The sequence below is a fragment of the Bacillus xiamenensis genome (genome assembly GCF_000300535.1).
In the GTDB taxonomy this organism is placed as follows: domain Bacteria; phylum Bacillota; class Bacilli; order Bacillales; family Bacillaceae; genus Bacillus; species Bacillus xiamenensis.
The window spans coordinates 1-25,989 of the sequence record NZ_AMSH01000015.1 but is presented as its reverse complement, the minus strand read 5'-3'; the positions used below and the strand labels follow the sequence as shown (position 1 = coordinate 25,989).

The window sequence follows — 25,989 nt, the reverse complement described above, 5'->3', positions numbered from 1 at the left end:
TTTAAAGAGTGTTTGCTCCATTCTTTCATCTGTAAACAAGAAAGAGGTCAGGATTCTGACATAAAAAAAGAGGATCGACAGATGGGGAAATGCGTGTCAATCCTCTTTTTTGTTTTTAACCGACTTGATGCTCGGCAAATTGACTCATATACAGATCAGCATAAAAGCCATTTTCTTTCAAAAGCTCACTGTGCGTTCCTTTTTCAATAATGGTACCATCTTTCATGACTAAAATGAGATCGGCATCCTTAATCGTCGAAAGTCTGTGTGCAATGACAAAGCTCGTTCTGCCTTTCATTAATTCATTCATCGCCTTTTGAATATGCATCTCTGTCCGCGTATCGACACTGCTTGTCGCTTCATCTAATATCAAAATTTTTGGATCAGATAAAATTGCGCGGGCGATTGTTAACAGCTGACGCTGGCCTTGCGAAAGGTTGCCGGCATCTTCTGTTAATATGGTGTCGTATCCATCTGGAAGCGTCCGGATGAAATCATCGGCATAGGCATGTTTAGCGGCTTTTATGACATCGTCTTTAGAAACATGCTGCCTGCCATATGCAATATTGTCATATATCGTGCCTTCAAAAAGCCATGTATCTTGAAGAACCATCGCAAATAAGTCACGTACTTGCCGGCGGCTGAGATCGGTCGTTTTTACACCACCAATGCGAATGGAACCTTGATCTAGTTCATAAAAGCGCATTAACAAATTAATGATCGTTGTTTTTCCAGCACCTGTTGGCCCTACAATGGCAACCGTTTGTCCCTCTTGTACGTGTAAATTCAAACCTTGAATCACCGGATGATCTTTTTCATATCCGAAGTGAACTTGTTCAAAGGTTACATCCCCTGAAAGTGCTTCAAGATCAATCGCTGCATCCTCTTCCGCATGTTCTTCTTCCTCATCCAAAATGTCAAAGACCCTTTCAGCAGAAGCGATGGCAGATTGAACTAAGTTTGCAACACTTGATGCTTGCACAAGCGGCTGCGACATTTGCTGCGTGTATTGGATAAATGCCTGCACATCCCCAACACGAATATTTCCGTTAATGACAAGAATCCCGCCGGCTACACTAACCGCCACATAGCCAAGGTTCCCGATAAAGGTCATCATTGGCATCATTAAACCAGAAATAAACTGCGCTTTTCTTGAAGATTCATACAGCTGTTCGTTTAATTGATCAAATGTATCAATGGCTTTCTTTTCATAGCCATACGCACGAACCGTCTGATGTCCTGTGAACATTTCATTAATATGTCCATTGATCATTCCCAGCTCTTTTTGCTGCGCCTTAAAATGCTTTTGCGAAAATGATGTGATGCCTCGAATCGCAAACAGACTAAGCGGCAGTGTCAAACATACTAGCAAGGTGAGTAACGGGCTGATGAAAAGCATCATAAGGACAATCCCGATGACCGTAATCACAGATGTGATCACCTGGGTGAGTGCCTGCTGTAGAGATGTATTAATATTATCAATATCGTTCATTACACGGCTCAACGTGTCCCCGTGTGTTGTTTTATCAAAATAACGAAGGGGCAGACGTGTGAGCTTATCATTTGCTTCTTGCCTTAATTCAGCAATCGTCTGCTGTGAGACACCAGCCATCACATATTGCTGAACGAATGAAAAGAGAGAGGCAACGACATATAATAAGACAAGCAGCAATAAAATGCGTGAAATGACATCGTATTGAACGCCTGTTCCTTGTGTAAAGCTTTCAAAGAGGGAAGAGGTGGCATCCCCGAGTAATTTTGGACTAATGACATTAAAGACGGTTGAACCGATCGCTGCAATCAATACAATGATCAGTTGAAATTTCCTCGGTTTTAAATAGCCAATCAAACGAAGAAGTGTTTTTTTAAATTCCTTCGGTTTTACGACCGGTCCCTTTGGATGACCGCCTTTATGTCCCATTCCAGAAGACATTTTTTTACTCATCTTTGCTCCACCTCCTGACCTTCCTGTGATGCGACAATCTCTTGATATACAAGGTTATCCTTAAGTAATTGTTCATGTGTTCCAATGCCTGCAATCTTTCCTTCATCTAACACAATGATTTTATCGCTATGTTTCACTGTGCTGATTCTTTGAGCGACAATAATCAAGGCTGCGTGCTCCTTTTCAGCTTCTAGTGATGCCCGAAGTTTTGCATCGGTTTTGTAATCAAGGGCAGAGAAGCTATCGTCAAACAGATAGAATGAGGGTTTTCTTACAAGTGCTCTTGCAATAGACAGCCGCTGCTTTTGACCGCCAGATAGGTTTGAACCGCCTTGGTCAATCTCTGCATGAATGCCGCCGTCTTTTTGCAGCACAAATTCCTCGGCCTGTGCCGTTCGCAGCGCCTGCCAAATGTCTTCATCAGTCGCATCGTGACGGCCAAAGCGCACATTATCGGCAATGGTTCCGCTGAATAAAACGGCTTTTTGAGAGACATAGCCCATCTGACTTCTTAGTTTCTCCTGAGGCAGTTCCCTAATATCTACACCATCTAGTGTAATCCGTCCTTCTGTCGCTTCATAAAAACGCGTCATCAGCTGAAGAAGGGTTGTTTTCCCAGAACCCGTACTGCCAATAATCGCTGTCGTTTCGCCAGTTTTGGCTTCAAACGTAATGTCTTGAACGGCTGGTTTTTCAGCATTCGAGTAATAAAATGAAACATTCTCAAACCGAATAGCTTGCGCAGGTTGTTGAACGTCAGTCACTGACGATTTTTTGTCTGTAATCTTCGGTTCCATGTTTAACACTTCATTCATTCGTTTAGCGGATGCCTGAGCTCTTGGGACCATAATAAAGCTCATCGACAGCATAATGAGTGCCATTAAAATCATCATCGCATATTGAATGAAAGCGATAAGATTTCCGACTTCCATTTGTCCCGCATCAATACGGTTTGCGCCAATCCAGACAATGCCGATATTCGTGAAGTTCATGATGATCAGCATAAACGGAAACAAGTATGCCATTAAACGATTGACCCTAAGGCCAGTATCTTTATATGATGTATTGGCTTCTTGAAAACGCTCCTTTTCATCATCAACGCGGTTAAACGCACGAATCACCCGGATGCCTGAAAGAGACTCTCTCATAATTAAATTCAGCCTGTCTGTTTTTTTCTGAAGCTGTCCGAATAGCGGGATGGCTTTTCTTGAAACCAAATAGATAAACCCGCCAAGAAGGGGAAGGGCTGCTAAAAAGATAAGAGATAACACAGCATCTCGAGACACAGCCAAAATAATTCCGCCAACGAGCATAAGAGGCGCTCTTGTCATCATTTGTAGGATCATGATCGTTACATCTTGAACTTGTTTCACATCATTTGTTGATCTTGTAATAAAGGAAGACGTCCCGATCTTTTGAAATTCTTCTAGTGAAAATTGTTCGACATGCACAAACAGCTGTCTTCTTATATCACGTCCGAAGCCAAGTGCAGTCTTTGATGACAGGTAGGACTTCCAAATCGTAAGCAGGATGGCAAGAAAAGAACAAGCCACCATCCAGCCGCCAACCTTCCATATATAAGCGATATCTCCTTGGACGATCCCAACATCTACGATATCTGCTGTCAAAGTCGGTAAATACAGCTGGAGCATACTGCTTAAAAAGGTCAGGATGACAATGGATACAACGGATAGCCGATAGGGCTTTAAAAATGATAAAATTGATTTCATAAAATTACCTTTCTTCCATATAATCTGTTGCTTTGTAACTCATCATATACAAAGAGTGATTATTTCTACAAATGAAATGTCTTGTTTTAATGAATTATTTATATTGTTCAATTTTAGAGAAGAAATCCTTCACAAACATATAAAAATCGTGTGCGGAAGGAGACATCTCTCTTGATTTAGAGGCAATAATTCCAACGGTTCTTCTCACTTGCGGGAAATCAATTGGAATTTTCACTGTAAATCGCGGTGTTGTTTCATAAAAGGCACTTTCGGGTAATAAGGTAACGCCCATATCAGCTGACACGAGACCTTTAATCGCATCCAAATCTTCTCCTTCAGATGAAATGGTTGGTTCATAGCCTGCCTGCTTACAAGCATCAACCGCAATTTGTCTCAGCACATACCCCTCAGGAAATAAAACAAAATGGTCTTTTCTCAAATCACTTAAATGAATACTTCTTTGCCCGCTGAAGGGGTGGCTAACAGGTAAAAGGGCATAAATGCTTTCTGAAAACAAAATATTTCCTTCTATTTGAGGATCATTTGTCGGTACAGGTCCTAAAAAGGCAAGATCGATATCTCGATTTTTGACTGCTTCAATGAGAAACTTATAGGAACCTTGCCTAAGTAAAAAATCGACCTCTGGATATTCCTGCTTAAAGGCCGAAATGACAGAAGGGAGAACTTGGCTTGCTAGACTTGTAGGAAATCCAATGTTTACCGTCCCTTTGTGCGGGTCTAAGTATTCATCAATTTGCTCCTTGGCGTAATCAATTGCCTTTAGTGCTGTCCTAACATGGTCCAAAAATTGTCTGCCGATTTTCGTTAGTTTGATATTTCGTCCTTCTCGTTCGAATAAAGCCACTCCAAGTTCTTCTTCTAAATTGGCAATCTGCCGGCTGATGGCAGATTGGGCAACGTGTAAGTTTTCAGCCGCTTCTGACACGTGTTCACGGTCAGCAACTTCTACAAAATATCGTAATTGACGAAGCTCCATTTTTACACTTCACACCCATCTATCTCAAAAAGAGATTGTTTTGATCTAAATTATATATTGTTTATATTAATTTGAAAACTTAAAATAAGTTACAGAGTTTGTGAGATTTTATTACTGTGAAAAAACGGATCTTTTAAACGGGGGAGAGAAACGATGACTTTTAATCAACTACCACAACCACAAGGTCTCTACCGTCCTGAATTTGAACATGATGCATGTGGAATCGGACTGTACGCCCATTTAAAAGGGGAGGCGACACATAGCATCGTCAAAAAGGGATTGCAAATGCTGTGCCAGCTCGATCATCGCGGCGGGCAAGGCAGTGATCCGTATACAGGTGATGGTGCCGGCTTAATGGTACAACTGCCAGACGCTTTCTTTAGAAAGAATTGCCAAGATTTTGCACTTCCTGAAAAGGGCCGTTACGGGGTAGGAATGGTTTTCTTTTCAAAAGATGATGATGATAAAACGCGTCAAGCGATTGAACAGAAGATCAACGGTTTCATTAAACAAGAAGGTCAAACATTGATTGGCTGGAGAACCGTTCCTGTTGATGCTGGGAAAATTGGGACTGTCGCAGCAAAGAGCTGTCCGGTTGTCCGTCAAGTGTTTATCGGTGCAAATGACAACGTAACAGATCGTTTGGCATTTGAACGAAAATTATATGTCATTCGTAAGCAGGCTGAAAATTGGGGAACAGCAGAGAAAAAACAATTTTACTTTGTCAGCCTATCAAGTCAAACCATTGTATATAAGGGACTTTTAACATCAGATCAAGTCGATGCTTTTTACCTTGACCTGCAAGATGAAACATTTGTTTCTGCATTTTCACTTGTTCATTCAAGATTTAGTACAAATACATTCCCTACATGGGAAAGAGCCCATCCAAACCGTTACTTAATTCATAACGGAGAAATCAACACATTAAGAGGAAACATCAATTGGATGAGAGCAAGAGAACAACAATTCGTGTCTGAAGCCTTCGGAGAAGATCTAGACAAGATTTTGCCAGTGCTGAATGCAGACGGAAGTGATTCATCCATTTTAGACAATGCGTTTGAATTTTTCGTACTTGCAGGCCGTACACCTGCTCATACAGCGATGATGCTCATTCCGGAGCCTTGGACTGAGAATACGCACATGTCAAAAGAGAAACGGGCATTTTATGAATACCATAGTTCTTTAATGGAGCCGTGGGATGGACCAACAGCGATTTCCTTTACAGACGGGAAACAAATCGGAGCTATCTTAGATCGTAACGGATTAAGACCAGCAAGATACTATGTCACAAATGACGACCACATCATTTTCTCATCTGAAGTAGGTGTGATTGAAACAAAAGAAGAAGATGTCAAATATAAAGATCGTCTTGAGCCAGGTAAAATGCTCTTGATTGACCTCGAAGAAGGCAGAATTATTTCAGATGAAGAAGTGAAGTCGACCATTGCGAATGAACTTCCTTATCAAAAATGGCTGGATGAAGAAATGGTTCATGTCAATCGCTCTGAAGAAAATTCAGAAAATTCTAGTATAATGAGTGATTTACTGACGCGCCAGCGTGCTTTCCATTATACGTATGAAGACATTCAAAAGTATTTAATCCCTTTACTAGAGGAGGGCAAAGACCCAATCGGTTCCATGGGAAGTGACACACCGCTTGCTGTGCTATCAGATCGGGCGCAATCACTCTTCAATTATTTTAAACAGCTATTTGCACAGGTCACGAATCCACCGATTGATGCGATTCGTGAGCAGCTCGTCACATCAACCATGACTTGGTTAGGTGCTGAAGGAGATATTTTACATCCAAATGAATATTCATGCCGAAGAATTAAACTTTATACACCGGTCTTAACGAGCGGACAATTTAACGGTTTGAAAACGATTGTTCATAATGCCTTTAAAAGCAAAACAATTCATACACTTTTCACCGATGATCTAAAACGTGGTCTCGATGCGATGTTTGAAGAAGCGGAAAAAGCCATTCGCGAAGGCGTATCTTTATTAATTCTTTCAGATCGTGAAATGACAGAACAGAAAGTGCCGATTCCACCACTTCTTGCACTAAGTGCACTTCATCAGCATCTTGTGCGCCAAGGCTTGCGAACAAAGGTGAGTCTGATCGTCGAATCTGGTGAAGTGAGAGAAGTCCATCATTTTGCAGCACTCATTGGCTACGGTGCAGATGCAATCCACCCTTACCTGGTCTATGAAACATACAAACAGCTTATTTCAGAAGAAGCGATCTCTATTAGCTTTGATGAAGCTGTCACGAAGTTTGGCAAAAGTGTGACCGAGGGTGTTGTCAAAGTCATGTCAAAAGTGGGTATTTCCACTGTGCAAAGTTATAGAGGAGCGCAAATTTTTGAAGCAGTCGGCATTAGTGAAGACGTCATTCAGGCGTATTTCACAGGCACAGCTTCGCAGCTTGGCGGAATTGATCTTGAGACCATTGCTAGTGAGGCAAAGCTTCGTCATGAGGCCGGGTATCAGTCATCTACTGACCAAACACTCGAATCAGGCAGTGAATTCCAATGGAGAAAAAACGGAGAGCATCATGCCTTTAATCCTAAAACAATCCATACGCTTCAGTGGGCATGCCGCAACGAAGATTATGATCTATTTAAACAATATACGAAGGCAGCGGACGAAGAAAGAATTGGTTTCCTCAGAAATCTGTTTGCTTTTCGTTCAAAACAAAAACCCGTTCGCCTTGAAGAGGTTGAATCTGCTGAATCGATTGTGCGCCGCTTTAAGACAGGTGCGATGTCATTTGGTTCTTTAAGTAAAGAAGCGCATGAAGCACTAGCAATTGCGATGAACCGAATTGGCGGCAAAAGCAATAGCGGAGAAGGCGGGGAAGACCCTGCACGTTTTACAGTAGATGAGCAAGGTCATGATCGCAGAAGTGCGATTAAACAAATTGCTTCGGGCCGCTTTGGTGTGAAGAGTCATTACTTGGTCAATGCAGATGAACTGCAAATTAAAATGGCGCAAGGTGCAAAGCCTGGTGAAGGCGGTCAGCTGCCAGGAAATAAAGTGTATCCTTGGGTCGCAGATGTGCGTGGTTCTACGCCGGGTGTTGGCCTGATTTCACCACCTCCGCATCATGATATTTATTCAATCGAGGATTTGGCTCAGCTGATCCATGATTTGAAAAACGCGAACCGTGACGCACGCATCAGTGTCAAGCTAGTTTCTAAAGCTGGCGTTGGTACGATTGCAGCAGGTGTCGCAAAAGGGACAGCGGATGTCATTGTCATTAGCGGATATGATGGCGGTACTGGGGCTTCTCCTAAAACAAGTATTAAACATACAGGACTTCCTTGGGAGCTTGGATTGGCAGAAGCGCATCAAACCCTTGTCTTAAACGGCCTTCGAGAACGAGTTGTTCTTGAAACGGATGGCAAATTAATGACAGGACGCGACGTTGTCATGGCTGCGATTTTAGGTGCAGAAGAATACGGCTTTGCAACAGCTCCACTTGTTGTATTAGGATGCGTCATGATGAGAGCTTGTCATTTAGATACTTGCCCAGTCGGTGTTGCGACACAAAATCCAGAGCTTCGCAAAAAATTCATGGGTAACCCTGATCACATTGTGAACTTCATGATGTTTATTGCAGAGGAAGTAAGAGAAATCTTAGCTGAACTTGGCTTTACATCAATGGATGAATTGATTGGACGTACAGACGTTTTAGCGGTTAGTGAAAGAGCAAAGGCACACTGGAAAGCAGGGCAGCTGAACCTTGAAACACTGCTTTATCAGCCAGAAGGGCCGCGCACATTTAGAACGCCGCAAAATCATAAGATTGATGAATCACTGGATGTAAATGAGATTCTCCCTTATGTACAGGAAGCGCTGGATCATCAAACACCGGTTGATCTATCACTAAACATTCGCAACATTCACCGTGTAGCTGGAACCATTACTGGTAGTGAAGTGTCTAAGCGCTACGGCGAAGAAGGACTGCCAGAGGATACGATCACACTTCGTTTCACTGGTTCAGCTGGACAAAGCTTCGGCGCATTTGTGCCAAAGGGCATGTCCTTATATTTAACAGGTGACTCAAATGACTATATCGGCAAAGGACTCTCCGGAGGCAAAATTGTTGTCAAAACATCTGATCACTTTGTGCAAAATGGACATGAGAACGTCATTGTCGGAAACGTTGCATTTTATGGGGCGACAAGCGGAAAAGCATATATTAACGGGCGTGCAGGTGAACGATTTGCCGTTCGTAATTCAGGTGTCCATGTGGTCGTCGAAGGAATCGGTGATCATGGCTGTGAGTACATGACTGGCGGACGTGTTGTTATTTTAGGGGATGCCGGGAAAAACTTTGGTGCAGGCATGTCTGGCGGTGTGGCTTACGTGCATACATCTGATGCGAAACAGTTCAAGAGAATGTGTAATATGGAAATGATCATGTTTGAAAAGCTCACAGATCATGAAGAAGAGCAAGAAGTGAAGCAAATGATTCAGGAGCACCTTGATTATACAAACAGCTCAAAGGCATCAGCCCTTCTAGAGAACTGGGAGCAAGAAAAGAATCAATTCATTAAGATCATTCCGAGAAATTACAAAATGATGCTTCAAAGCATTGAAGAGCAAAAACAAGCGGGACTTAGTCATGAGGAAGCTGTCATGTTCGCATTTGAAGCAAACACAAAACCGAAAAATAAAGAAACGGCAAACGGGCAAAAAGCAGCCCTCGCTCATTAAGAAAGGGGAGAGGACAATGGGCAAAGCAACAGGTTTTATGGATTATAAAAGAGAAAAGCCAAATGAACGTGACCCTCTCACTCGTCAAAATGACTGGAAAGAATATTCAGCTCCTTATACAGATGAGGTATTAAAAAGGCAGGGCGCTAGATGTATGGACTGCGGAACACCGTTTTGTCAAATTGGGATGGAGATCAGGGGCGGCGTTTCTGGCTGCCCGATCTACAATTTGATTCCAGAGTGGAATGACCTTGTCTATCGCGGGAGATGGAAAGAAGCGCTCGAAAGACTGCAAAAAACGAACAATTTTCCTGAATTTACTGGGAGAGTGTGTCCAGCGCCTTGCGAGGGTTCATGTACAGTCGCCATCAATGATCCAGCGGTTTCAATTAAAAATATTGAACGGACGATCATTGATAAAGGCTTTGAGAATGGATGGATCACTCCGAGAATTCCTTCAAACCGTACAGGGAAAAAGATTGCCATTGTCGGTTCAGGACCAGCAGGACTTGCAAGTGCAGATCAATTAAACCAAGCAGGACACGCTGTAACCGTGTTTGAACGATCTGACCGTCTTGGCGGACTGCTTACTTATGGTATTCCGAATATGAAGCTCGACAAAGAAGTCGTTGAGCGCAGAGTCAAACTTCTAAGACAAGAAGGCATTGACTTTGTGACGAACACAGAAGTGGGTGTGGATATCACGGCTGATGAGCTGAAAGAGCAGTTTGATGCAGTCATCCTTTGTACAGGTGCACAAAAGCAGCGGGACCTGTTGATTGAAGGTCGGGAAGCAAAAGGGATTCATCTGGCGATGGATTATTTAACACTCGCAACAAAAAGCATGCTTGATTCAGGATTTAAAGATAAAAACTTTATTGATGCCAAAGGAAAAGATGTCATTGTGATTGGCGGAGGAGATACAGGTGCTGACTGCGTGGCAACTGCGCTTCGCCAAAAAGCAAAAAGTGTTGTTCAATTCGGGAAGCATCCTAAGCTTCCAGATACACGTGTAGGGGATAACATGTGGCCAGAGCAGCCTTATGTCTTCTCACTCGATTATGCTTATGAAGAAGCACAAGCAAAATTCGGAGAAGACCCGCGGCAATATTCTATTCAAACCACAAAAATTGTGGCTGATAAAAATGGGAAATTAAAAGAGCTTCATACCATTCAAATGGAAAAGGTGAAAAACGAGCAAGGGAAGTTTGAATTTCATGAGATTCCAGGAACAGAGAAGGTATGGCCAGCTCAGTTAGTCTTTATCGCGATTGGTTTTGAGGGAACTGAACAGCCGCTAGTGAAACACTTTGGCGTGGACAGCAAAAACAATCGTATTGACGCAAAGTACGGGGAATATACAACAAATGTAGAAGGCGTATTTGCAGCGGGAGATGCAAGACGCGGCCAAAGCTTGATTGTCTGGGCCATTAACGAAGGCAGACAAGTGGCTCACGAGGTAGACCGTTATTTAATGGGGAGTTCGGTTCTGCCAAAATAGGTCAAACAAAGGGTGTTTATCACATATAGAGAAAAGCCATGACCAAAGAGTGGTCATGGCTTTTTATGATTCAGAAACGGTGTGGTTGATCACGACTTTTTTGCGCTTAAGCTGTGATAAGACTAAACAGAGGAAGACGACAAGGACAAAAAGTGAAATGGTCAAGAATCCAAACGTATACGAACCAGTCATTTCTTTTATACTGCCAAGAACATTTGGTAAAAAGAATCCGCCAATGCCGCCTGCAGCACCAACAATCCCAGTCACAATCCCAATTTCCTTATGGAACACTTGCGGCACTAGTTGAAAAACAGCCCCATTCCCCATGCCAAGACACATCATCCCGACAAATAAAAGCGCAATAACCACAGGTAAAGCAGGAAGACTGCTCACTGCCCCTAAGCAGATGCCGATGACAGCGAATAAGCCAAGCAGAACCTTCATTCCACCTATTTTATCGGCAATTAGACCGCCAACTGGCCGAAAGAAGCTGCCTGCTGCTACACAAAGCGTCACAAAATCACCAGCATGGATTTTCGAAATGGCATATTGATCCACGAAGAAAATACTCAAAAAACTTGAAAGTCCGACAAAACCTCCGAATGTAATCGCATAAAGAAGGCAGAAAAACCACGTCGATTTCACTTGAAAGACTGAAAAATATGACCGCAGCGGCTGAGGAGCGAGCTGGTTTGGCGCATCTTTCGCAGTGAAAATAAAAAACAAAAAGACAACAATTAAGGGAATAAGGGCGAACCCCATCACTGCATGCCACCCGTAAATCTCCGCAAGTCTTGGTCCAAATAGCGTAGAGATCAGTGTTCCGCTGTTTCCAGCACCTGCAATCCCCATGGCCACCCCTTGTAAATGTGGCGGGTACCAGCGGCTTGCCATAGGCAAGGCGACAGCAAAACTTGCACCTGCAACTCCTAGTAAAATACCAATCAACACCAGCTCCGAAAGGGTTGTACCAGCGGTGAACCCCCAAATGAGCGGTATGGTGGTCAACAGCATGCCCATCACCGCGGTTTTTTTAGGTCCTATTCGATCTGTTAATAACCCCAGCATTATGCGAAAAAAAGAGCCGGATAAAATCGGAATGGCCACAATCATCCCTTTTTCTACTGTTGATAAGGCAAAATCTTGTGCAATAAAAGCACCAAGTGCCCCTAACAAAACCCAAATCATGAAGCTCACATCAAAATATAAAAATGCACCAAACAATGTTTTAGGATGACCACTAGACTTTAATTCTGAAAGTTTCACAAAAACCCTCCTCTATTTTGAATTTTCTGACTTAAAGATAGCGAGTTCATTGTTGTAATGAAAGTATCATGTCAGAAAAGTTCACATGAACAAACACTTTTTGACAGGAACGTGCCATAATCTAGGTACATAAAGCTTTGGAGCAAGAGACGTAGAAAGGTTGATCTCACATGGCAAAGCGCAATCTCGTGTTTATCGGAAACGGCATGGCGAGTATGAAATGTATCGAGCATATCGTCCAGAAGCAATCAGAAAGCTATTCCATCACAATCATTGGAAAAGAAAAGCACCCAGCCTACAACCGAATAAAACTTTCGTCGGTTTTACAAAAAAGCGAATCATTGTCTCAAATTGAACTACAGAAAAAAGAGTGGTACACCACACATGACATCACCATACAAGCAGGTGAAACAGTTGTTCACATCGATACAAAGCGGCAATGCATCATGACAGAAGCGCGCCAGAATATCCCTTATGACAAACTGGTCATCGCAACAGGTTCATCGCCTTATTTTCTTCCTATACAAGGTGTATCCAAAAAAGGTGTCTACGCTTTTCGTACGATTGACGATTATCAGGCGATTCACGCTGATTCCTTGCGCTATCAACGTGCAGCAGTCATTGGGGGCGGTGTTCTTGGCGTGGAAGTGGCCGCTGGATTACAGATAAGGGGGCTGAAGACAACCATCATTCATCACACCGAAGGGCTCATGCAGCGCCAATTAGATGAAACAGCATCAGAATTGCTGCAGCAACAATTAACTCGTAAGGGCATCCAGGTGAAAACAAGTGCCCATACGATTGCGTGTTTAGGAGAGGAGAGAGTAGAAGGGGTTCTTTTAAAAAACGGTGAAATCGTAGATGCTGATCTCGTGGTTTTCACAACAGGAATACGGCCGAATATACAGCTTGCCAAACACCACGGAATCCTCACGAGAAAAGGCATTGTCGTAAATGACGTCATGCAAACAAACGTCGAGAATATTTATGCCATTGGAGAATGTGCCGAGCATAAGGGCGTGGTGCACGGTCTTGTGCAGCCCATTTATGAACAAGCAAGCATTCTTGCCAAACACCTATTAGGCGAACAGATAACGACTGCATCTCAGCCCATTTACTCAACAAAATTAAAAGCAGATGACATGCCCATCTATTCTGCAGGATGTATTGAAACCCGGTCTCCGTATGCTTCAGTGGTCACTTATTTAGATGAAGAACAAGAAGTGTACAAAAAATTAGTGTTTGAACGTGATGTGCTAAAAGGTGTCTTATTGGTCGGACAGCTGGAAAAAGCCGATCAGCTTCTCCAAGATGTGAAAGTGGGACGCGATAAAAGTGTAGTCATGAAATCACTGAATGAAGAGCCGTCATCCCCTCTAGATACGTTAAAAGAGGAAGATCTTGTCTGCCAATGTCAAAACGTGACGAAGGGAGCCATTTTAAAAAGCATATTGATCCATCAGCTGACAAACTTAGAAGAGGTCAAAAAGGAGACAGGGGCCGCAACCGGCTGCGGAGGCTGTCAAGAGCTTGTCCGTGCTTGCTGTCAAAACGCATCAAATGAGCAAACGGAAGCGCAGGACTCTTTTTGTCCATGTACAAATGCAGATGAACAGAGCATTTTCTCATTTATGAAAGAACGGCTGCCGCTGAATGTAGAGGAAGTGAGAAGTCAGTTTGATTGGACAACCGATGATGGATGTGACTTCTGCCGAGAGGCCATACCATACTATTTCGAGCAGTTTCATGATCAGCCGAAAAAAGATAGCTTCAACTTATCCGAGCAAGAGTTCACAATGATTCCTCAATTATATGGAGGCCGTCTGGATCTCAATTTTTTACAGATGATCACCACATTATTAGAACAAAAGCTGATTCAGCAGGCTGAACTAACGGAGAAAAAGCGCATTCGTCTTATCGGTGTTTCAGAAAAAGCCGCACATATCTTAAAAGATCAGGGACAAATCATGCCTATAGAAAGAAGCAGACTATCTCATATTCTTTCATGTGATTGTCGTCACGATCCAGCTATCACGACGCTTGTCATCGAGATCGAAAGACAAATAGAAAACACGCTTTTACCTGCCGTGACATCCATTCATGTCACCGGTCCTTCCTGCACGTGTCAACTTAGCCCAATTGATGACATCTGCATCAAGAACCAGCTGGATGAATGGAACATTTATATCGGAGGCGACATGCGTCAGCCGAAAGCAGGTCAGCTTTTTTATTCTGTGAGCCGAAAAAGTGAGCTCATCCCTTTTTTAAAAGCGCTGCTTGAAGACTATAGAAAACGAGCCTATTTCAAGGAATCTATCGGGGACTGGCTCCGAAGAAACGGCAGCATATCCATACGGGAAAAATTGCTTGATGAGGAAATGAGAGAAGAACTCTGTGAGCAATTTGATGAAAGCAGACAAAAGGGTGTGAAGGTATGAATCAATCTTTTTTACAATATGCGCAGCAAAAATCAGAGCAGCAAGAGCGAAAGCGAGTGTTTCCATCTCAATGTCCGTTTTGCAGTATGCAGTGCAAAATGCAATTAGTCGAGCAGCATGTAGAGGGGCGAACACGTTACCAGACGATTGGCATTCACAACCCAACCACGTTCGGAAGAATTTGTATGAAAGGACAGCATGCCCACCAGCATGCCCTGCACCGGGAACGATTGAATCATCCGCTTATCAAAAGAAACGGACAATTTGTCAAAGCAACTTGGCAGGAGGCACTTGAAGAAATCAAAACACGCACCGAAGCGCTTCAGGCGGCACATGGCCATGATGCCATCAGTGTGTATGGGAGCGCATCAATTACAAATGAGGAAGCTTACTTACTTGGAAAATTTGCAAGGGTCGCACTGAAAACGAAACATATTGATTACAACGGCAGGCTTTGTATGTCTTCAGCAGCAACAGCCGCTAACCAAACATTTGGGCTTGACCGAGGCCTGACCTTCCCGCTTCGTGACATCAAAGATGCCCGGGTTTTAATACTCGCCGGAACCAATATAGCTGAATGTCAGCCGACCCTCATGCCATACATGGAAGAGGCGAAAAAGAACGGGGCGTTTCTCATCGTGATTGATCCGCGCAAAACAGCGACAGCCCAACTAGCCGACTTACATGTCAGCCTGAAACCAGGGTCAGATGCCGCATTAACAAACGGAATCTTACACATCATGCTTCAAGAACATTTAATAGACGAAGAATTTATTAGAAAACGAACATCAGGTTTTCAAGAAATGAAGCAGCATATCACACAAATGTCTCTAACAGACATTGTCCAGCAAACCGGTGTGCCAGTTGAAGTTCTTCAGAAAATAGCAAGAAAATTTGCCCAAGAAAAAACAGGAATCATCCTCACTGCAAGAGGCATTGAACAGCAAATAGACGGAACAGCAGCCGTTCGGAATTTACTGAATATTCTGCTTGCGACTGGAAAAATTGGCAAACCCGGGTGCGGATATGGGGCGATTACTGGGCAGGGAAATGGACAGGGGGCGAGGGAGCATGGACAAAAAGCCGATCAGCTTCCTGGTTACCGTGATATCACAAACCCACTACATAGAAAGGAAATCGCAAAAATATGGAACATTGATGAAAAAGAATTGCCGGGAAAAGGTGTCTCTGCTTTTGAAATGTTTGAAAAAATGCAGGAAGGTGAGATCAAAGCGCTTTTTTTAATGTGCTCAAACCCCGTTCAATCAGGCCCGCACGCAAGTTTTATCAAAGAAGCCATCGAACAGCTGTCCTTTTTTGTGGCAATTGATTTATTTGTTTCTGAAACGGCTGCACTCGCAGATGTCATTTTACCTACTTCGTCATATTTAGAGGACGAAGGAACCATGACGAACATAGAAGGGCGCGTTACGCTGAGAGAAGCAACATATCCACTCAAGCATCAAAGAAAGCATGATTGGCAAATCATTTGTGACATAGCAACAGTATTAGGCAAAGGCGATTATTTTTCTTTTTCATCAGCAGAAGATATTTTTGAAGAATTAAGAGCTGCGACGAAAGGAGGAAAAGCTGATTATTCCGGGATAACCTATGAAAGGCTGAGGAAGGAGCAAGGCATTTTGTGGCCATGTTCGCATTTAGAAGATCCAGGAACAGAAAGACTATTTGAACATGAATTCTCACATCCTGACAAACTAGCAAAGTTTGCAGTCGTCGCACACGGAAAAAAGGTGGCAAAGGAACCAGTCAGTCAAAAGTACCCTCTTTATTTGACGACTGGCAGGGTGATGGCTCATTACCAAACAGGGGTCCAAACAAGAAAAAGTACCTCTCTTGTTGCCAGACAGTTTGAAGCCTATGCAGAGCTTCATCCTGACACAGCAAAAGCTTATGGACTTCAGCACGGGGAGCTTGTCACCATTCGTTCGACACGAGGCAGTGTCATCATCAGATGTCATCTATCAGACACCATTCGGAAAGATACCGTGTTTGTTCCGTTTCACTGGAGCAAACATCAATCCATTAACCAGTTGATTGGCGAGCATTTAGATCCGCACAGTAAAATGCCGGGATTTAAGTATTGTCCCGTACAGCTGTCAGCCTACAAGAATTGAAAACTATGTGAGAAATCATAACGTGTATTTTCCATCTTTATTGAAATTATGGTACTTTCTAAAAAATGATCACATGAGGGGTGTTTTTCATGAAAGAAAAACTCGTATTAGTAGGGAATGGTATGGCTGGCATCCGAACGCTTGAAAACATTATAAAGACAGACAACGAACGATTTGACATGACTGTATTTGGAACTGAGCCGCATCCTAACTATAATCGGATTCTTTTATCAAAGGTTCTGCAAGGGGATACGAATGCAGATGATATTACGTTAAACGATTGGAATTGGTACGAGGAACATCATATTCAACTGTTTACAAATGAAACCATTGTGACAATCGATACAGACAATCAAACAGTGATAAGTGATCAAGGGCGGATCGTGCAATATGACCGTTTGATTTTAGCGACAGGTTCACTTCCATTCATCCTGCCAATTCCGGGGAGTGATAAAAAAGGGGTCACAGCCTTTCGTACATTGCAAGACACCGAGGAAATGATAAGTGCTTCCACCAAGTATAAAAAAGCAGCCGTCATTGGGGGCGGGCTTCTTGGGCTTGAAGCGGCACGTGGTTTATTAAACTTAGGGATGGAAGTGACTGTCATTCACCTCGGCTCTCATTTGATGGACCGTCAGCTAGATCCAATTGCAGGGCAGCTTCTTCAAAAGGAATTAGAAAAACAGGGCATGAGCTTCCTGCTAGGAAAACAGACAAATGAGATTTTAGGAGATAGAAGAGTTGAGGGGTTAATCTTCTCAGATGGCTCCACGCTCGAGACAGATATGGTGGTCATGGCAGCCGGAATTAAACCAAATAAAACGCTCGCAGAAACAAGTGGTCTTGCTGTGAACCGGGGCATTATCGTTAATGATTATATGGAAACAAGTGTCCCTCGAATCTATGCAGTCGGTGAATGTGCAGAGCACAGGGGACAAACGTACGGACTTGTCGCTCCTTTATACGACCAAGCAAACGTGCTCACAAAGCATGTATGTGAAATGAGCCCGGCCCCGTATGAAGGGTCTGTTCTATCGACACAGCTGAAAGTATCAGGAGTTGACGTGTTTTCAGCTGGTGATTTTATAGAAAACGATGGGAAAAAAGCGATTAAGATTTTTGACGAACAACAAGGCATTTATCAAAAACTAGTTTTCCAGCAAAATCGATTAGTAGGCGCTGTGTTGTTCGGAGAAACAAGTGATGGACCTCGATTATTCTCCTACATTAGAGAAGGGGTAGATATGTCGGATATGGAGAAGGTATCCATCTTAACATCAAATGATCTGGCGCAAGAAAGCACGATTGAGGGCATGGCAAACGACCATATCGTTTGCGGCTGTAATGGTGTATCAAAAGAGCAGATTGTACAGGCCATTCAGGAAGAAGGCTTATCTACGATTCAGGAAGTCAAGCAATGTACAAGTGCCTCTCGATCATGCGGGGGCTGTCAAGCTGTTGTCGAAGAGATTTTATGGCACACCTTAGGCGATGATGCGAACCGCACAGCGCATAAAGAAACCATTTGCGCCTGCACCACCTTATCACGAGATGAAGTGCTTCATGAAATAAAAGAAAAAGGCTTGCAGCATGTCAAAGAAGTGATGAATGTACTTGATTGGGAAACAGAAGAAGGCTGTTCAAAGTGCCGGCCTGCACTGAATTACTATTTAGGTATGATTCATCCACTTGACTACAAAGATGAAAAAAGTTCACGATTTGTGAATGAACGTATGCATGCCAACATACAAAATGATGGCACTTATTCAGTTGTTCCGCGTATGTACGGAGGCGTCACAAATGCAAATGACCTGAGAAAAATAGCAGATGTCGTCGACAAATATGAGATCCCCCTTGTGAAAATGACTGGCGGTCAGCGTATCGACCTTTTAGGTGTAAAAAAAGAAGATTTACCTAAAGTATGGGCTGATCTGGATATGCCGTCCGGTTATGCTTACGGAAAATCATTAAGAACCGTCAAAACATGTGTCGGAGAACAATTTTGCCGGTTCGGAACGCAGGACTCTATTTCTCTTGGAATTGCACTTGAAAAGAAATTCGAAGGTCTTGCTACACCACACAAAGTCAAAATGGCCGTGTCCGCATGCCCTAGAAACTGTGCAGAATCTGGGATTAAAGATCTCGGCATCGTAGGGATTGATGGGGGATTTGAATTGTATGCAGGCGGGAATGGGGGCACCCATTTACGAGCTGGAGACTTATTAATGAAGGTAAAAACAGCAGAAGAAGTAGAACAAATGGCCGCAGCTTACCTTCAATATTACAGGGAAACAGCAAATTATTTAGAAAGAACATCCGCTTGGGTTGAACGGCTTGGTTTGGATCATATTCAGTCGGTTCTGCTAGATGACGAAAAACGTGCAGCATTAATCGAAAGAATGGACATCGCTCTTTCAACCTATAAAGAGCCTTGGCAGGAGCTTCGGGAGAACCAACAAGAAACAAGACAACTGTTTCATAAAGCTACAGCTTCCGTATAATCAATGAATTGAAAGGATGAGATCAGATGTCAATTCCAGTGGTAAAAGTTCACATTGGTACTATATCAGAGTTCCCGATGAAGCTAGGGAAAACCGTCGCAGCCGGTACACTTGAATTAGCTGTTTTTCAAACCTCTAACAAGCAGTTCAAAGCCATTGAAAATCGTTGTCCTCATAAAGGCGGCGTATTAGCCGAGGGAATGGTGAGCGGAGATCATGTGTTCTGTCCGATGCATGATTGGAAAATCGATCTTTCATCAGGTCACGTTCAAGCACCAGATCATGGGTGCGTCAAAACTTATGAAACATTCGTTGAGGGAGACGACGTCTTTATTTTACTGCCTTCATAAATGGTTTAGAACCTTCCTTTCATGTACATGCTGTAGATACATGCAGTCAGAAAGGAAGGTATGCTTGTGCCATTTTTTAATATTTTGATTGAACTCTTCATCGGATTTTTTGCTTTATTTTTCATTACAAAACTATTAGGGAAAACCCAATTTGCTCAAATCACGCCGTTTGATTTTATTTCTGCACTCATTTTAGGGGAAATGGTCGGTAATGCTATCTTCGATCCAGAAGTTAGCATTCTGCATATTCTTTTTGCTGTTGCGGTATGGGGGGTTTTAATATACACAGTTGAATGGCTCTCGCAAAAGTTTAAATCGGTTCGTTCCTTTTTAGAAGGAAGACCGACCCTTGTTATCGATAAAGGAAAGATTCACTACAAACGCTTAAAGAAAAACATGCTGGATTTAAATCAACTGCAAACGCTTATCAGGGCGAAGGGGCATTTTGCTCTTCGCGAAATTGAATATGCGATTTTAGAAACAGACGGTTCTGTCAGTGTGCTTCCGAAAATGAAATACGCACCAGCGACAGCCGAAGATGTGAACGTGAAAGGAAAAGAAGTCAAACTGCCTAGAACCTTTATTATCGACGGGGAAATCTTAAGAAAAGACTTACAGGAAGCTGGATTTGATGAGTCATGGCTGCGTGAGCAACTGAAATCGAAGCACATTTCCTCTTATAAAGATGTCCTTTTCTGTGAATGGATTGAAAATGAAGGAATTTATGCGATGAAATATGAGAAATCTGAAAAAACATCCACAACATAACGCGGTGGGTGTTTTTTTAGTTAGAACATGAATAAGATCAAAAAGAATGTTTCAATGAAAACGTTCACAAAATAAGGAGGAGATGTGGGATGAAGTATGGAAAACTACTGCTTGTGATCGTATTGTCTTTATTCCTTTTGGCCCCAGCTTCACTTGAAGCAGCTGAACACAAGAATCAAACAAACCGTGTTCTGGTGGTCGATCAAAAGGGAAATGGGTCATTTCGAACGGTTCAATCCGCCATTGATGCGATACCAGTGAACAATCAGCAGCAAACAACGATATATATTAAAAATGGTGTGTATAAAGAAAAGATTCTCCTTCCGCAAAATAAACCGCACGTGTCCTTTATCGGAGAAAATCAGTACAATACCATTCTGACGTATGATGATACAAATGCAAGCACTGGGAGCACAACCAATAGCTCAAGTACAATGATTCGTGCAAACGACTTTTATGCAGAGAACATCACCTTTCAAAATACAGCTGGCAGAAATGCAGGGCAGGCAGTTGCCCTTTATGTGTCAGGAGACCGCGCTGCGTTTAAACAAGTACGTGTCCTTGGCTATCAAGACACGCTTTATGCAACAGGTACAGGCAGGCAATATTACGAAAACTGCTATATCGAGGGCACGGTTGATTTCATTTTTGGTTCAGCAACCGCTGTATTTAAAAGAGCTGAAATAAAAAGCCTTGGAAATGGATATATTACTGCAGCATCCACAACAGAAGCGCAAAAGTACGGATACGTTTTCATCAATTCGACGTTAAAAAAGGGAACAGCTGCTGCTCAATCTGTTTATTTAGGCCGTCCGTGGAGACCTCATTCTGCTGTCACGTTTCTCCATACAATAATGGATGATCATATAAAAGCAGAGGGATGGCATAATTGGAATAACCGTGACAATGAAAAAACGGCAAGATATCAAGAGTATGGATCGACGGGGGCAGGGAGCAATTTGACTCAGCGGGTAAAATGGTCAACGATTTTAAGCAATAACGAAGCAAGTCAAATCACCGTTCAAGCCGTACTTGGCGGAGCCGATAGCTGGAATCCAGAAAAAAGGTAAAGGAGCTTGTCAGTTTTCGTCAAAGAAAGCTGACTTTTCTGTTTAAAAAACCTTTGAGAACAAATGTTCTTTTGTGTATAATGAACATAATCTTCTAAATTTGGCTGCTTCTCTAAAAAGGAGGGATTGCGTGAAACGTTTCTCACAGTTCATGTTTTTACAATTATGCATGTTGTCGATTTTATTTCTCCCTTTTTCAATGAAAAACGAACAACTAACGGCTCGTGATGACCAATCCAAATGGATAACAGCTTTAGACGAACTTATTCGCACAGCGCCTGATTTGGAGGGTGCTATCTCTGGCATCAGCGTCCGTGATACTTCTGACACCTCTCTACTTTATGAACATCAAGCTGACATCCGTCTTACTCCTGCTTCTAATATGAAACTACTCACATCAGCCATCGCCCTCGATATACTGGGTGAAAACCACACATTTCCTACAGACGTTTGGATGGATGGTTCTATTCAAAAGCACACATTACATGGCAACCTTTATCTCCGAGGCACTGGAGACCCGACATTGTTAGAGAACGATTTTGCTGCTTTAGCTAAGCAAGTCAAAAAGGCTGGAATACATACAATTCGTGGACAGCTTGCAGCAGATGATACTTGGTTTGATGACACGAGATATTCCATTGATCTTCCATGGAGTGATGAGGATCAATATTACGGCGCACAAATATCTGCTCTCACAGCTTCACCGAATCAAGATTATGATGCAGGAACCATCATTCTCGAAGTAAAGCCTGGAAAGAAGCAGGGGCAGAAGGCTGTCTATGACATAATCCCAAAGACTGATGTTGCTCAAGTCATCAACCGAGTAAAAACCGTTCCAGAAGGCGGGGAAAAGAAAATATCTTTTAAACGTTCTCACGGCACAAACGAGATTACGCTGACTGGGACTATTCCGCTAAATGCAAGTTCATCTAGACAATGGGTTGCATTATGGGAACCGGCAACCTATGCCTTAGATTTAATGAAACGTGCCCTAAAGGCGGAGGGAATTCAGCTGAAAGGACCACTCACAACAAAACAAGTTCCTAAAAAATCCAAAAAAATCGCTTCTCATTCATCAATGCCTTTATCAGAACTGCTTGTTCCCATGATGAAATTAAGCAACAATACGCATGCAGAAATTCTGTTAAAGGAACTTGGTAAGCGGGTAAAGAATAAAGGAAGTTTTGAAAAAGGGCTGGACGTGATCAATGAACGCCTTCCTGCCTTTGGCATAGATCCATCACTCACTGTGTTAAGAGACGGATCAGGCATATCACCGATTAACCTTGTCTCTGCAAATCAATTCACTCTCTTTTTGACAAACATTCAAAAGGAAAAATGGTTTAAAACCTATGTAAATGCGCTTCCGTTAGCAGGGGCAAGTGAGCGTATGGTGGGAGGTACATTAAGAAACAGATTGAAAGAACCAGCCACACTTGAGAAAGTACGTGCGAAAACAGGGTCATTATCAACTGTTAGCACACTTTCTGGATATATTGAAACACAACGCGGAAAGACACTTGCTTTTTCGATCTTATTCAATCATCTCGTTGATGACGAAAAAGGGAAAGTCATAGAAGACCGCATTGTGAGCATCTTAGCCGAGGATCTTTAGACAGAGAAGGGGAGCATCATGATGTTAGATAATCAACAATCTTTGGTAAAAACCATGTCCATCTTTTTGATTCCACTTTTATTGAGCAATATTTTACAATCAATCGGGCAGCTTGTGTCCATTGTACTTGTCGGCAGATGGATTGGAGAGGATGCAATAGCTGCGATTTCTGCATTCTTTCCGCTTTTCTTTTTACTCGTTTCTTTTTCCATTGGGATTGGATCAGGGAGCTCGATCCTGATTGGACAAGCGTATGGAGCAAAAAATGAACAGAGATTAAAGGAAATAATAGGAACAACGATTTCATTCACTTTTCTAACGGGGCTTATTTTAGCTATCATTGGCGGTTTTTTTGCAGCAGATATCTTACATTTGATGGGAACCCCTGCCAATATTATCGAGGAAAGTACTGCATATGCCAGAATTCTATTCATCTCAATGCCAATCTTATTTCTTTACTTTGTTTATACGACCTTTTTACGAGGAACAGGAGATTCAAAAACGCCTTTTTATTTCTTAATGATTAGTACGGGAACAAATATTTTACTGCTGCCGATTTTATTATTCGGCTGGCTCGGGCTTCCGGCTTTTGGTTTGTATGGCGCTGCGTATTCCTCTGTCATTTCTACAATTGTTACGTTTATCATTCTGCATATCTATCTTTATAAAACAAAGCACCCGCTGCGCGTTGATGCGTCGGTTAGAAAGCATTTATTGATGAAAGGGGATTTATTAAAAACGCTATTAAAGTTAAGTATCCCTTCAAGTATTAATATGATTCTCATTTCTTTATCCGAAATTGCTGTCATTTCTTTTGTCAACGATTATGGATCACAGGCGACCGCAGCCTACGGCGTTGTCAATCAAGTCGTCAGTTACGTACAGATGCCGGCAGTGAGCCTAGGAATTGCAGTTTCTATCTTCGCAGCACAATTCATTGGCGCAGGAAATATGAATCGTTTAAAAGATGTCATTAAAATTGGGCTGGGATTAAACTTTGCCATAGGCGGATTGATCATCTTGTTCGTTTATATATTTGCACCGCAAATTTTATCCATCTTTTTAACAGAGCCTGCCACAATTGACATCGCCTATAGTCTGGTCGTTATTACGCTATGGAGCTATCTCATTTTTGGAACGGCGCAAATCGTTGCAGCCACAATGAGAGCAAGCGGAACCGTTCTATGGCCGACCATCTTTAGTATTTGTTCCATTTGGCTTGTTGAAGTACCAGTTGCTTATGTGCTGTCACACTATACATCACTTGGGATCAAAGGAATTTGGATAGGCTATCCTGCAGCTTTTTTTGTAAACTTATTACTTCAATACGGCTATTATCGATTGGTATGGAAGAAAAAACAGATTGTTGCGCTTGTTCAATCATAAGGTGAAGATATCATTTGGCATGTACTGACGCAGACCTATTACTTTTTAGGAGGTCTGGTCTGCTATGTTTTTGAATCAAAGAAGTGAACGCATACCGGTGACTTCTTTGATGACGGACCTGATATGTAAAGCTGACGCGGGAAAGCTTTTGTTCCATTGCAAACGAGTTGAAAAATCGTTTGACCGAATATGGACTGTGCTTAGTCTCATCTGACAATGAAATCACTTTGAGAAACAAAGGCCCTAACGGATGTATGACCTATTTGCCATAGCAAAAAACGAACGGATTGTACACATGTCTCGGCTCTTAAAATGGATATTTGATTCTATGTGTCATTGCTCCAATTGGAAGTGAGACCTAGAAAAATTATCATTTCGACAATCATCGAATCAAATCATTTAAAAGTTAAATGGTTTTATGTTATGGTGTTGAAAGGATAAAACTAGTATGATTTATGACAGAAATGGGGACATCATTTATGAGTCAATCAAGTTTACAGGGCAAAGCATATTCCGTTTTAAATTTATCCTCTGTGACAGAAGGCGGCACCATTAAAGAATCTTTTGAGCATAGTATGGATTTAGCAAAAAAGGCAGAGAAGTGGGGCTATCATAGATATTGGCTGGCAGAACACCATAACATGGAAGGGGTTGCGAGCTCAGCAACGTCTGTCTTGATTGGATATATTGCTGGTGGCACCAAAACAATCCGCGTGGGTTCTGGCGGGATTATGCTTCCAAATCACTCTTCACTTGTCATTGCAGAGCAATTTGGAACACTGGAGACATTGTATCCGGGGAGAATTGATTTAGGTCTTGGCCGGGCACCAGGGACGGATCAATTAACGGCAAGAGCTCTCAGACGAAATCTTCATCATGGAGAAGATTTCCCGGAGCAGCTTGAAGAGCTTCGGCAATATTTCAAACCGGCAGGTCAGGTCAAAAAACATGTAAGAGCCGTTCCTGGAGAGGGATTAGATATTCCGATTTGGCTTCTTGGTTCAAGCGGATTTAGCGCAAGGCTTGCAGGAGAACTTGGACTGCCTTTTGCCTTTGCGGCACATTTCTCACCTAAAAATACCATTCCTGCTTTAGAGTTGTACAGACAATCATTCCAACCTTCTGATGTGTTAAAAGAGCCTTATGCCATGGTTGGTGTGACAGTCATTGCGGCTGATCAAACAGAGCGGGCTGAATATTTGGCGACCTCTCATTATCAGCGGTTTTTGAGTCTCATTCGCAATACACCAGGAAAACTAAAGGCCCCTGTTGAAAGTATGGATGGGCTGTGGAGTCCATATGAGAAGGCGATGGTTGACGAACAATTAAGCTCAACGATCATTGGGGATAAACAAAAGGTGAAAAAAGAATTGGAAGCCTTTATTGAAGCGACGCAAGCAGATGAAGTGATGATTAATTCTGATATGTATGACCATCAAGAAAGAATGCGTTCTTATGAAATCATTGCGGATATCTTTCAAGAGGAACAAGAAAAATAAGCATCAAAAAAGAACTGCAAAGAGCAGTTCTTTTAAGATTGTTCAAAATGGTTTAAAATTTTA

15 protein-coding genes are annotated in these 25,989 nt (G+C 42.5%); 11 read left to right on the top strand and 4 right to left on the bottom strand.

All coding sequences use genetic code 11. From position 1 onward, the window contains the following. Positions 1-115: 115 nt before the first annotated feature. The 3 genes from BA1_RS07365 to gltC form a co-directional block, all read right to left on the bottom strand. On the bottom strand, positions 116-1,945 hold the full coding sequence (locus BA1_RS07365; RefSeq protein WP_008357304.1) for an ABC transporter ATP-binding protein: 1,830 nt from the start codon (positions 1,943-1,945) through the stop codon (positions 116-118). Next, a complete protein-coding gene (locus tag BA1_RS07360) occupies positions 1,942-3,675 on the bottom strand; it encodes an ABC transporter ATP-binding protein (RefSeq protein WP_008357303.1) in 1,734 nt (577 codons plus the stop codon). Before BA1_RS07360 ends, BA1_RS07365 begins: the two co-directional genes overlap by 4 nt. A 94-nt stretch (positions 3,676-3,769) precedes the next feature. Beyond that, positions 3,770-4,672, bottom strand: coding sequence for a glutamate biosynthesis transcriptional regulator GltC (gene gltC, locus BA1_RS07355; RefSeq protein WP_008357300.1), 903 nt, complete (start codon positions 4,670-4,672; stop codon positions 3,770-3,772). A 153-nt stretch (positions 4,673-4,825) separates the two neighbouring features. On the opposite strand from gltC, the gene gltB reads away from it, so the two are divergent. Next, the gene (gltB, locus tag BA1_RS07350; RefSeq protein ID WP_008357298.1) at positions 4,826-9,397 is read left to right on the top strand and encodes a glutamate synthase large subunit; all 4,572 of its coding nucleotides are present in this window, start codon (positions 4,826-4,828) and stop codon (positions 9,395-9,397) included. A gap of 16 nt (positions 9,398-9,413) precedes the next feature. Further along, positions 9,414-10,898: a glutamate synthase small subunit gene (gene gltD, locus BA1_RS07345; RefSeq protein WP_008357296.1), complete on the top strand. Its 1,485-nt coding sequence runs from the start codon at positions 9,414-9,416 to the stop codon at positions 10,896-10,898. A 63-nt stretch (positions 10,899-10,961) separates the two neighbouring features. Here gltD and BA1_RS07340 read toward each other — a convergent pair whose 3' ends face one another. After that, positions 10,962-12,164 carry an MFS transporter gene (locus tag BA1_RS07340; protein ID WP_008357294.1) on the bottom strand — a complete coding sequence of 401 codons (1,203 nt, stop codon included), beginning with the start codon at positions 12,162-12,164 and terminating at the stop codon, positions 10,962-10,964. Positions 12,165-12,334: 170 nt separating this feature from the next. On the opposite strand from BA1_RS07340, the gene nirB (BA1_RS07335) reads away from it, so the two are divergent. From nirB (BA1_RS07335) to BA1_RS07295, 9 genes are all read left to right on the top strand, one after another. Further along, complete coding sequence (gene nirB, locus BA1_RS07335) at positions 12,335-14,602, top strand: nitrite reductase large subunit NirB (protein ID WP_008357292.1); 2,268 nt, start codon at positions 12,335-12,337, stop codon at positions 14,600-14,602. Beyond that, the gene (nasC, locus tag BA1_RS07330) at positions 14,599-16,737 is read left to right on the top strand and encodes an assimilatory nitrate reductase catalytic subunit NasC (protein ID WP_008357290.1); all 2,139 of its coding nucleotides are present in this window, start codon (positions 14,599-14,601) and stop codon (positions 16,735-16,737) included. Before nirB (BA1_RS07335) ends, nasC begins: the two co-directional genes overlap by 4 nt. 89 nt (positions 16,738-16,826) lie before the next feature. Beyond that, positions 16,827-19,238, top strand: a complete 2,412-nt coding sequence (gene nirB, locus BA1_RS07325; protein ID WP_008357288.1) for a nitrite reductase large subunit NirB — start codon at positions 16,827-16,829, stop codon at positions 19,236-19,238. A gap of 26 nt (positions 19,239-19,264) precedes the next feature. Then, positions 19,265-19,588, top strand: a complete 324-nt coding sequence (gene nirD / locus BA1_RS07320; RefSeq protein WP_008357286.1) for a nitrite reductase small subunit NirD — start codon at positions 19,265-19,267, stop codon at positions 19,586-19,588. A gap of 60 nt (positions 19,589-19,648) precedes the next feature. After that, the gene (locus tag BA1_RS07315; RefSeq protein ID WP_008357284.1) at positions 19,649-20,356 is read left to right on the top strand and encodes a DUF421 domain-containing protein; all 708 of its coding nucleotides are present in this window, start codon (positions 19,649-19,651) and stop codon (positions 20,354-20,356) included. 89 nt (positions 20,357-20,445) lie between these two features. Continuing rightward, positions 20,446-21,426 (top strand): pectinesterase family protein, encoded by a 981-nt coding sequence (locus BA1_RS07310; RefSeq protein WP_008357281.1) that lies wholly within the window; start codon positions 20,446-20,448, stop codon positions 21,424-21,426. Between the two features lie 130 nt (positions 21,427-21,556). Next, positions 21,557-23,041: a D-alanyl-D-alanine carboxypeptidase/D-alanyl-D-alanine endopeptidase gene (dacB, locus tag BA1_RS19000; protein WP_008357279.1), complete on the top strand. Its 1,485-nt coding sequence runs from the start codon at positions 21,557-21,559 to the stop codon at positions 23,039-23,041. 18 nt (positions 23,042-23,059) lie between these two features. Beyond that, the gene (locus BA1_RS18995; RefSeq protein WP_008357277.1) at positions 23,060-24,427 is read left to right on the top strand and encodes an MATE family efflux transporter; all 1,368 of its coding nucleotides are present in this window, start codon (positions 23,060-23,062) and stop codon (positions 24,425-24,427) included. 479 nt (positions 24,428-24,906) lie between these two features. Beyond that, positions 24,907-25,926 carry an LLM class flavin-dependent oxidoreductase gene (locus tag BA1_RS07295; protein WP_008357275.1) on the top strand — a complete coding sequence of 340 codons (1,020 nt, stop codon included), beginning with the start codon at positions 24,907-24,909 and terminating at the stop codon, positions 25,924-25,926. The last annotated feature ends 63 nt before the right edge of the window (positions 25,927-25,989 follow it).

Excerpts from the sequence above, each read along its gene's own strand:
- BA1_RS07365 (WP_008357304.1), bottom strand. The coding sequence starts at position 1,945 with ATGAGTAAAAAAATGTCTTCTGGAATGGGACATAAAGGCGGTCATCCA.
- BA1_RS07360 (WP_008357303.1), bottom strand. The coding sequence starts at position 3,675 with ATGAAATCAATTTTATCATTTTTAAAGCCCTATCGGCTATCCGTTGTA.
- gltC (WP_008357300.1), bottom strand. The coding sequence starts at position 4,672 with ATGGAGCTTCGTCAATTACGATATTTTGTAGAAGTTGCTGACCGTGAA.
- gltB (WP_008357298.1), top strand. The coding sequence starts at position 4,826 with ATGACTTTTAATCAACTACCACAACCACAAGGTCTCTACCGTCCTGAA.
- gltD (WP_008357296.1), top strand. The coding sequence starts at position 9,414 with ATGGGCAAAGCAACAGGTTTTATGGATTATAAAAGAGAAAAGCCAAAT.
- nirB (WP_008357292.1), top strand. The coding sequence starts at position 12,335 with ATGGCAAAGCGCAATCTCGTGTTTATCGGAAACGGCATGGCGAGTATG.
- nasC (WP_008357290.1), top strand. The coding sequence starts at position 14,599 with ATGAATCAATCTTTTTTACAATATGCGCAGCAAAAATCAGAGCAGCAA.
- nirB (WP_008357288.1), top strand. The coding sequence starts at position 16,827 with ATGAAAGAAAAACTCGTATTAGTAGGGAATGGTATGGCTGGCATCCGA.
- nirD (WP_008357286.1), top strand. The coding sequence starts at position 19,265 with ATGTCAATTCCAGTGGTAAAAGTTCACATTGGTACTATATCAGAGTTC.
- BA1_RS07315 (WP_008357284.1), top strand. The coding sequence starts at position 19,649 with ATGCTTGTGCCATTTTTTAATATTTTGATTGAACTCTTCATCGGATTT.
- BA1_RS07310 (WP_008357281.1), top strand. The coding sequence starts at position 20,446 with ATGAAGTATGGAAAACTACTGCTTGTGATCGTATTGTCTTTATTCCTT.
- BA1_RS18995 (WP_008357277.1), top strand. The coding sequence starts at position 23,060 with ATGATGTTAGATAATCAACAATCTTTGGTAAAAACCATGTCCATCTTT.
- BA1_RS07295 (WP_008357275.1), top strand. The coding sequence starts at position 24,907 with ATGAGTCAATCAAGTTTACAGGGCAAAGCATATTCCGTTTTAAATTTA.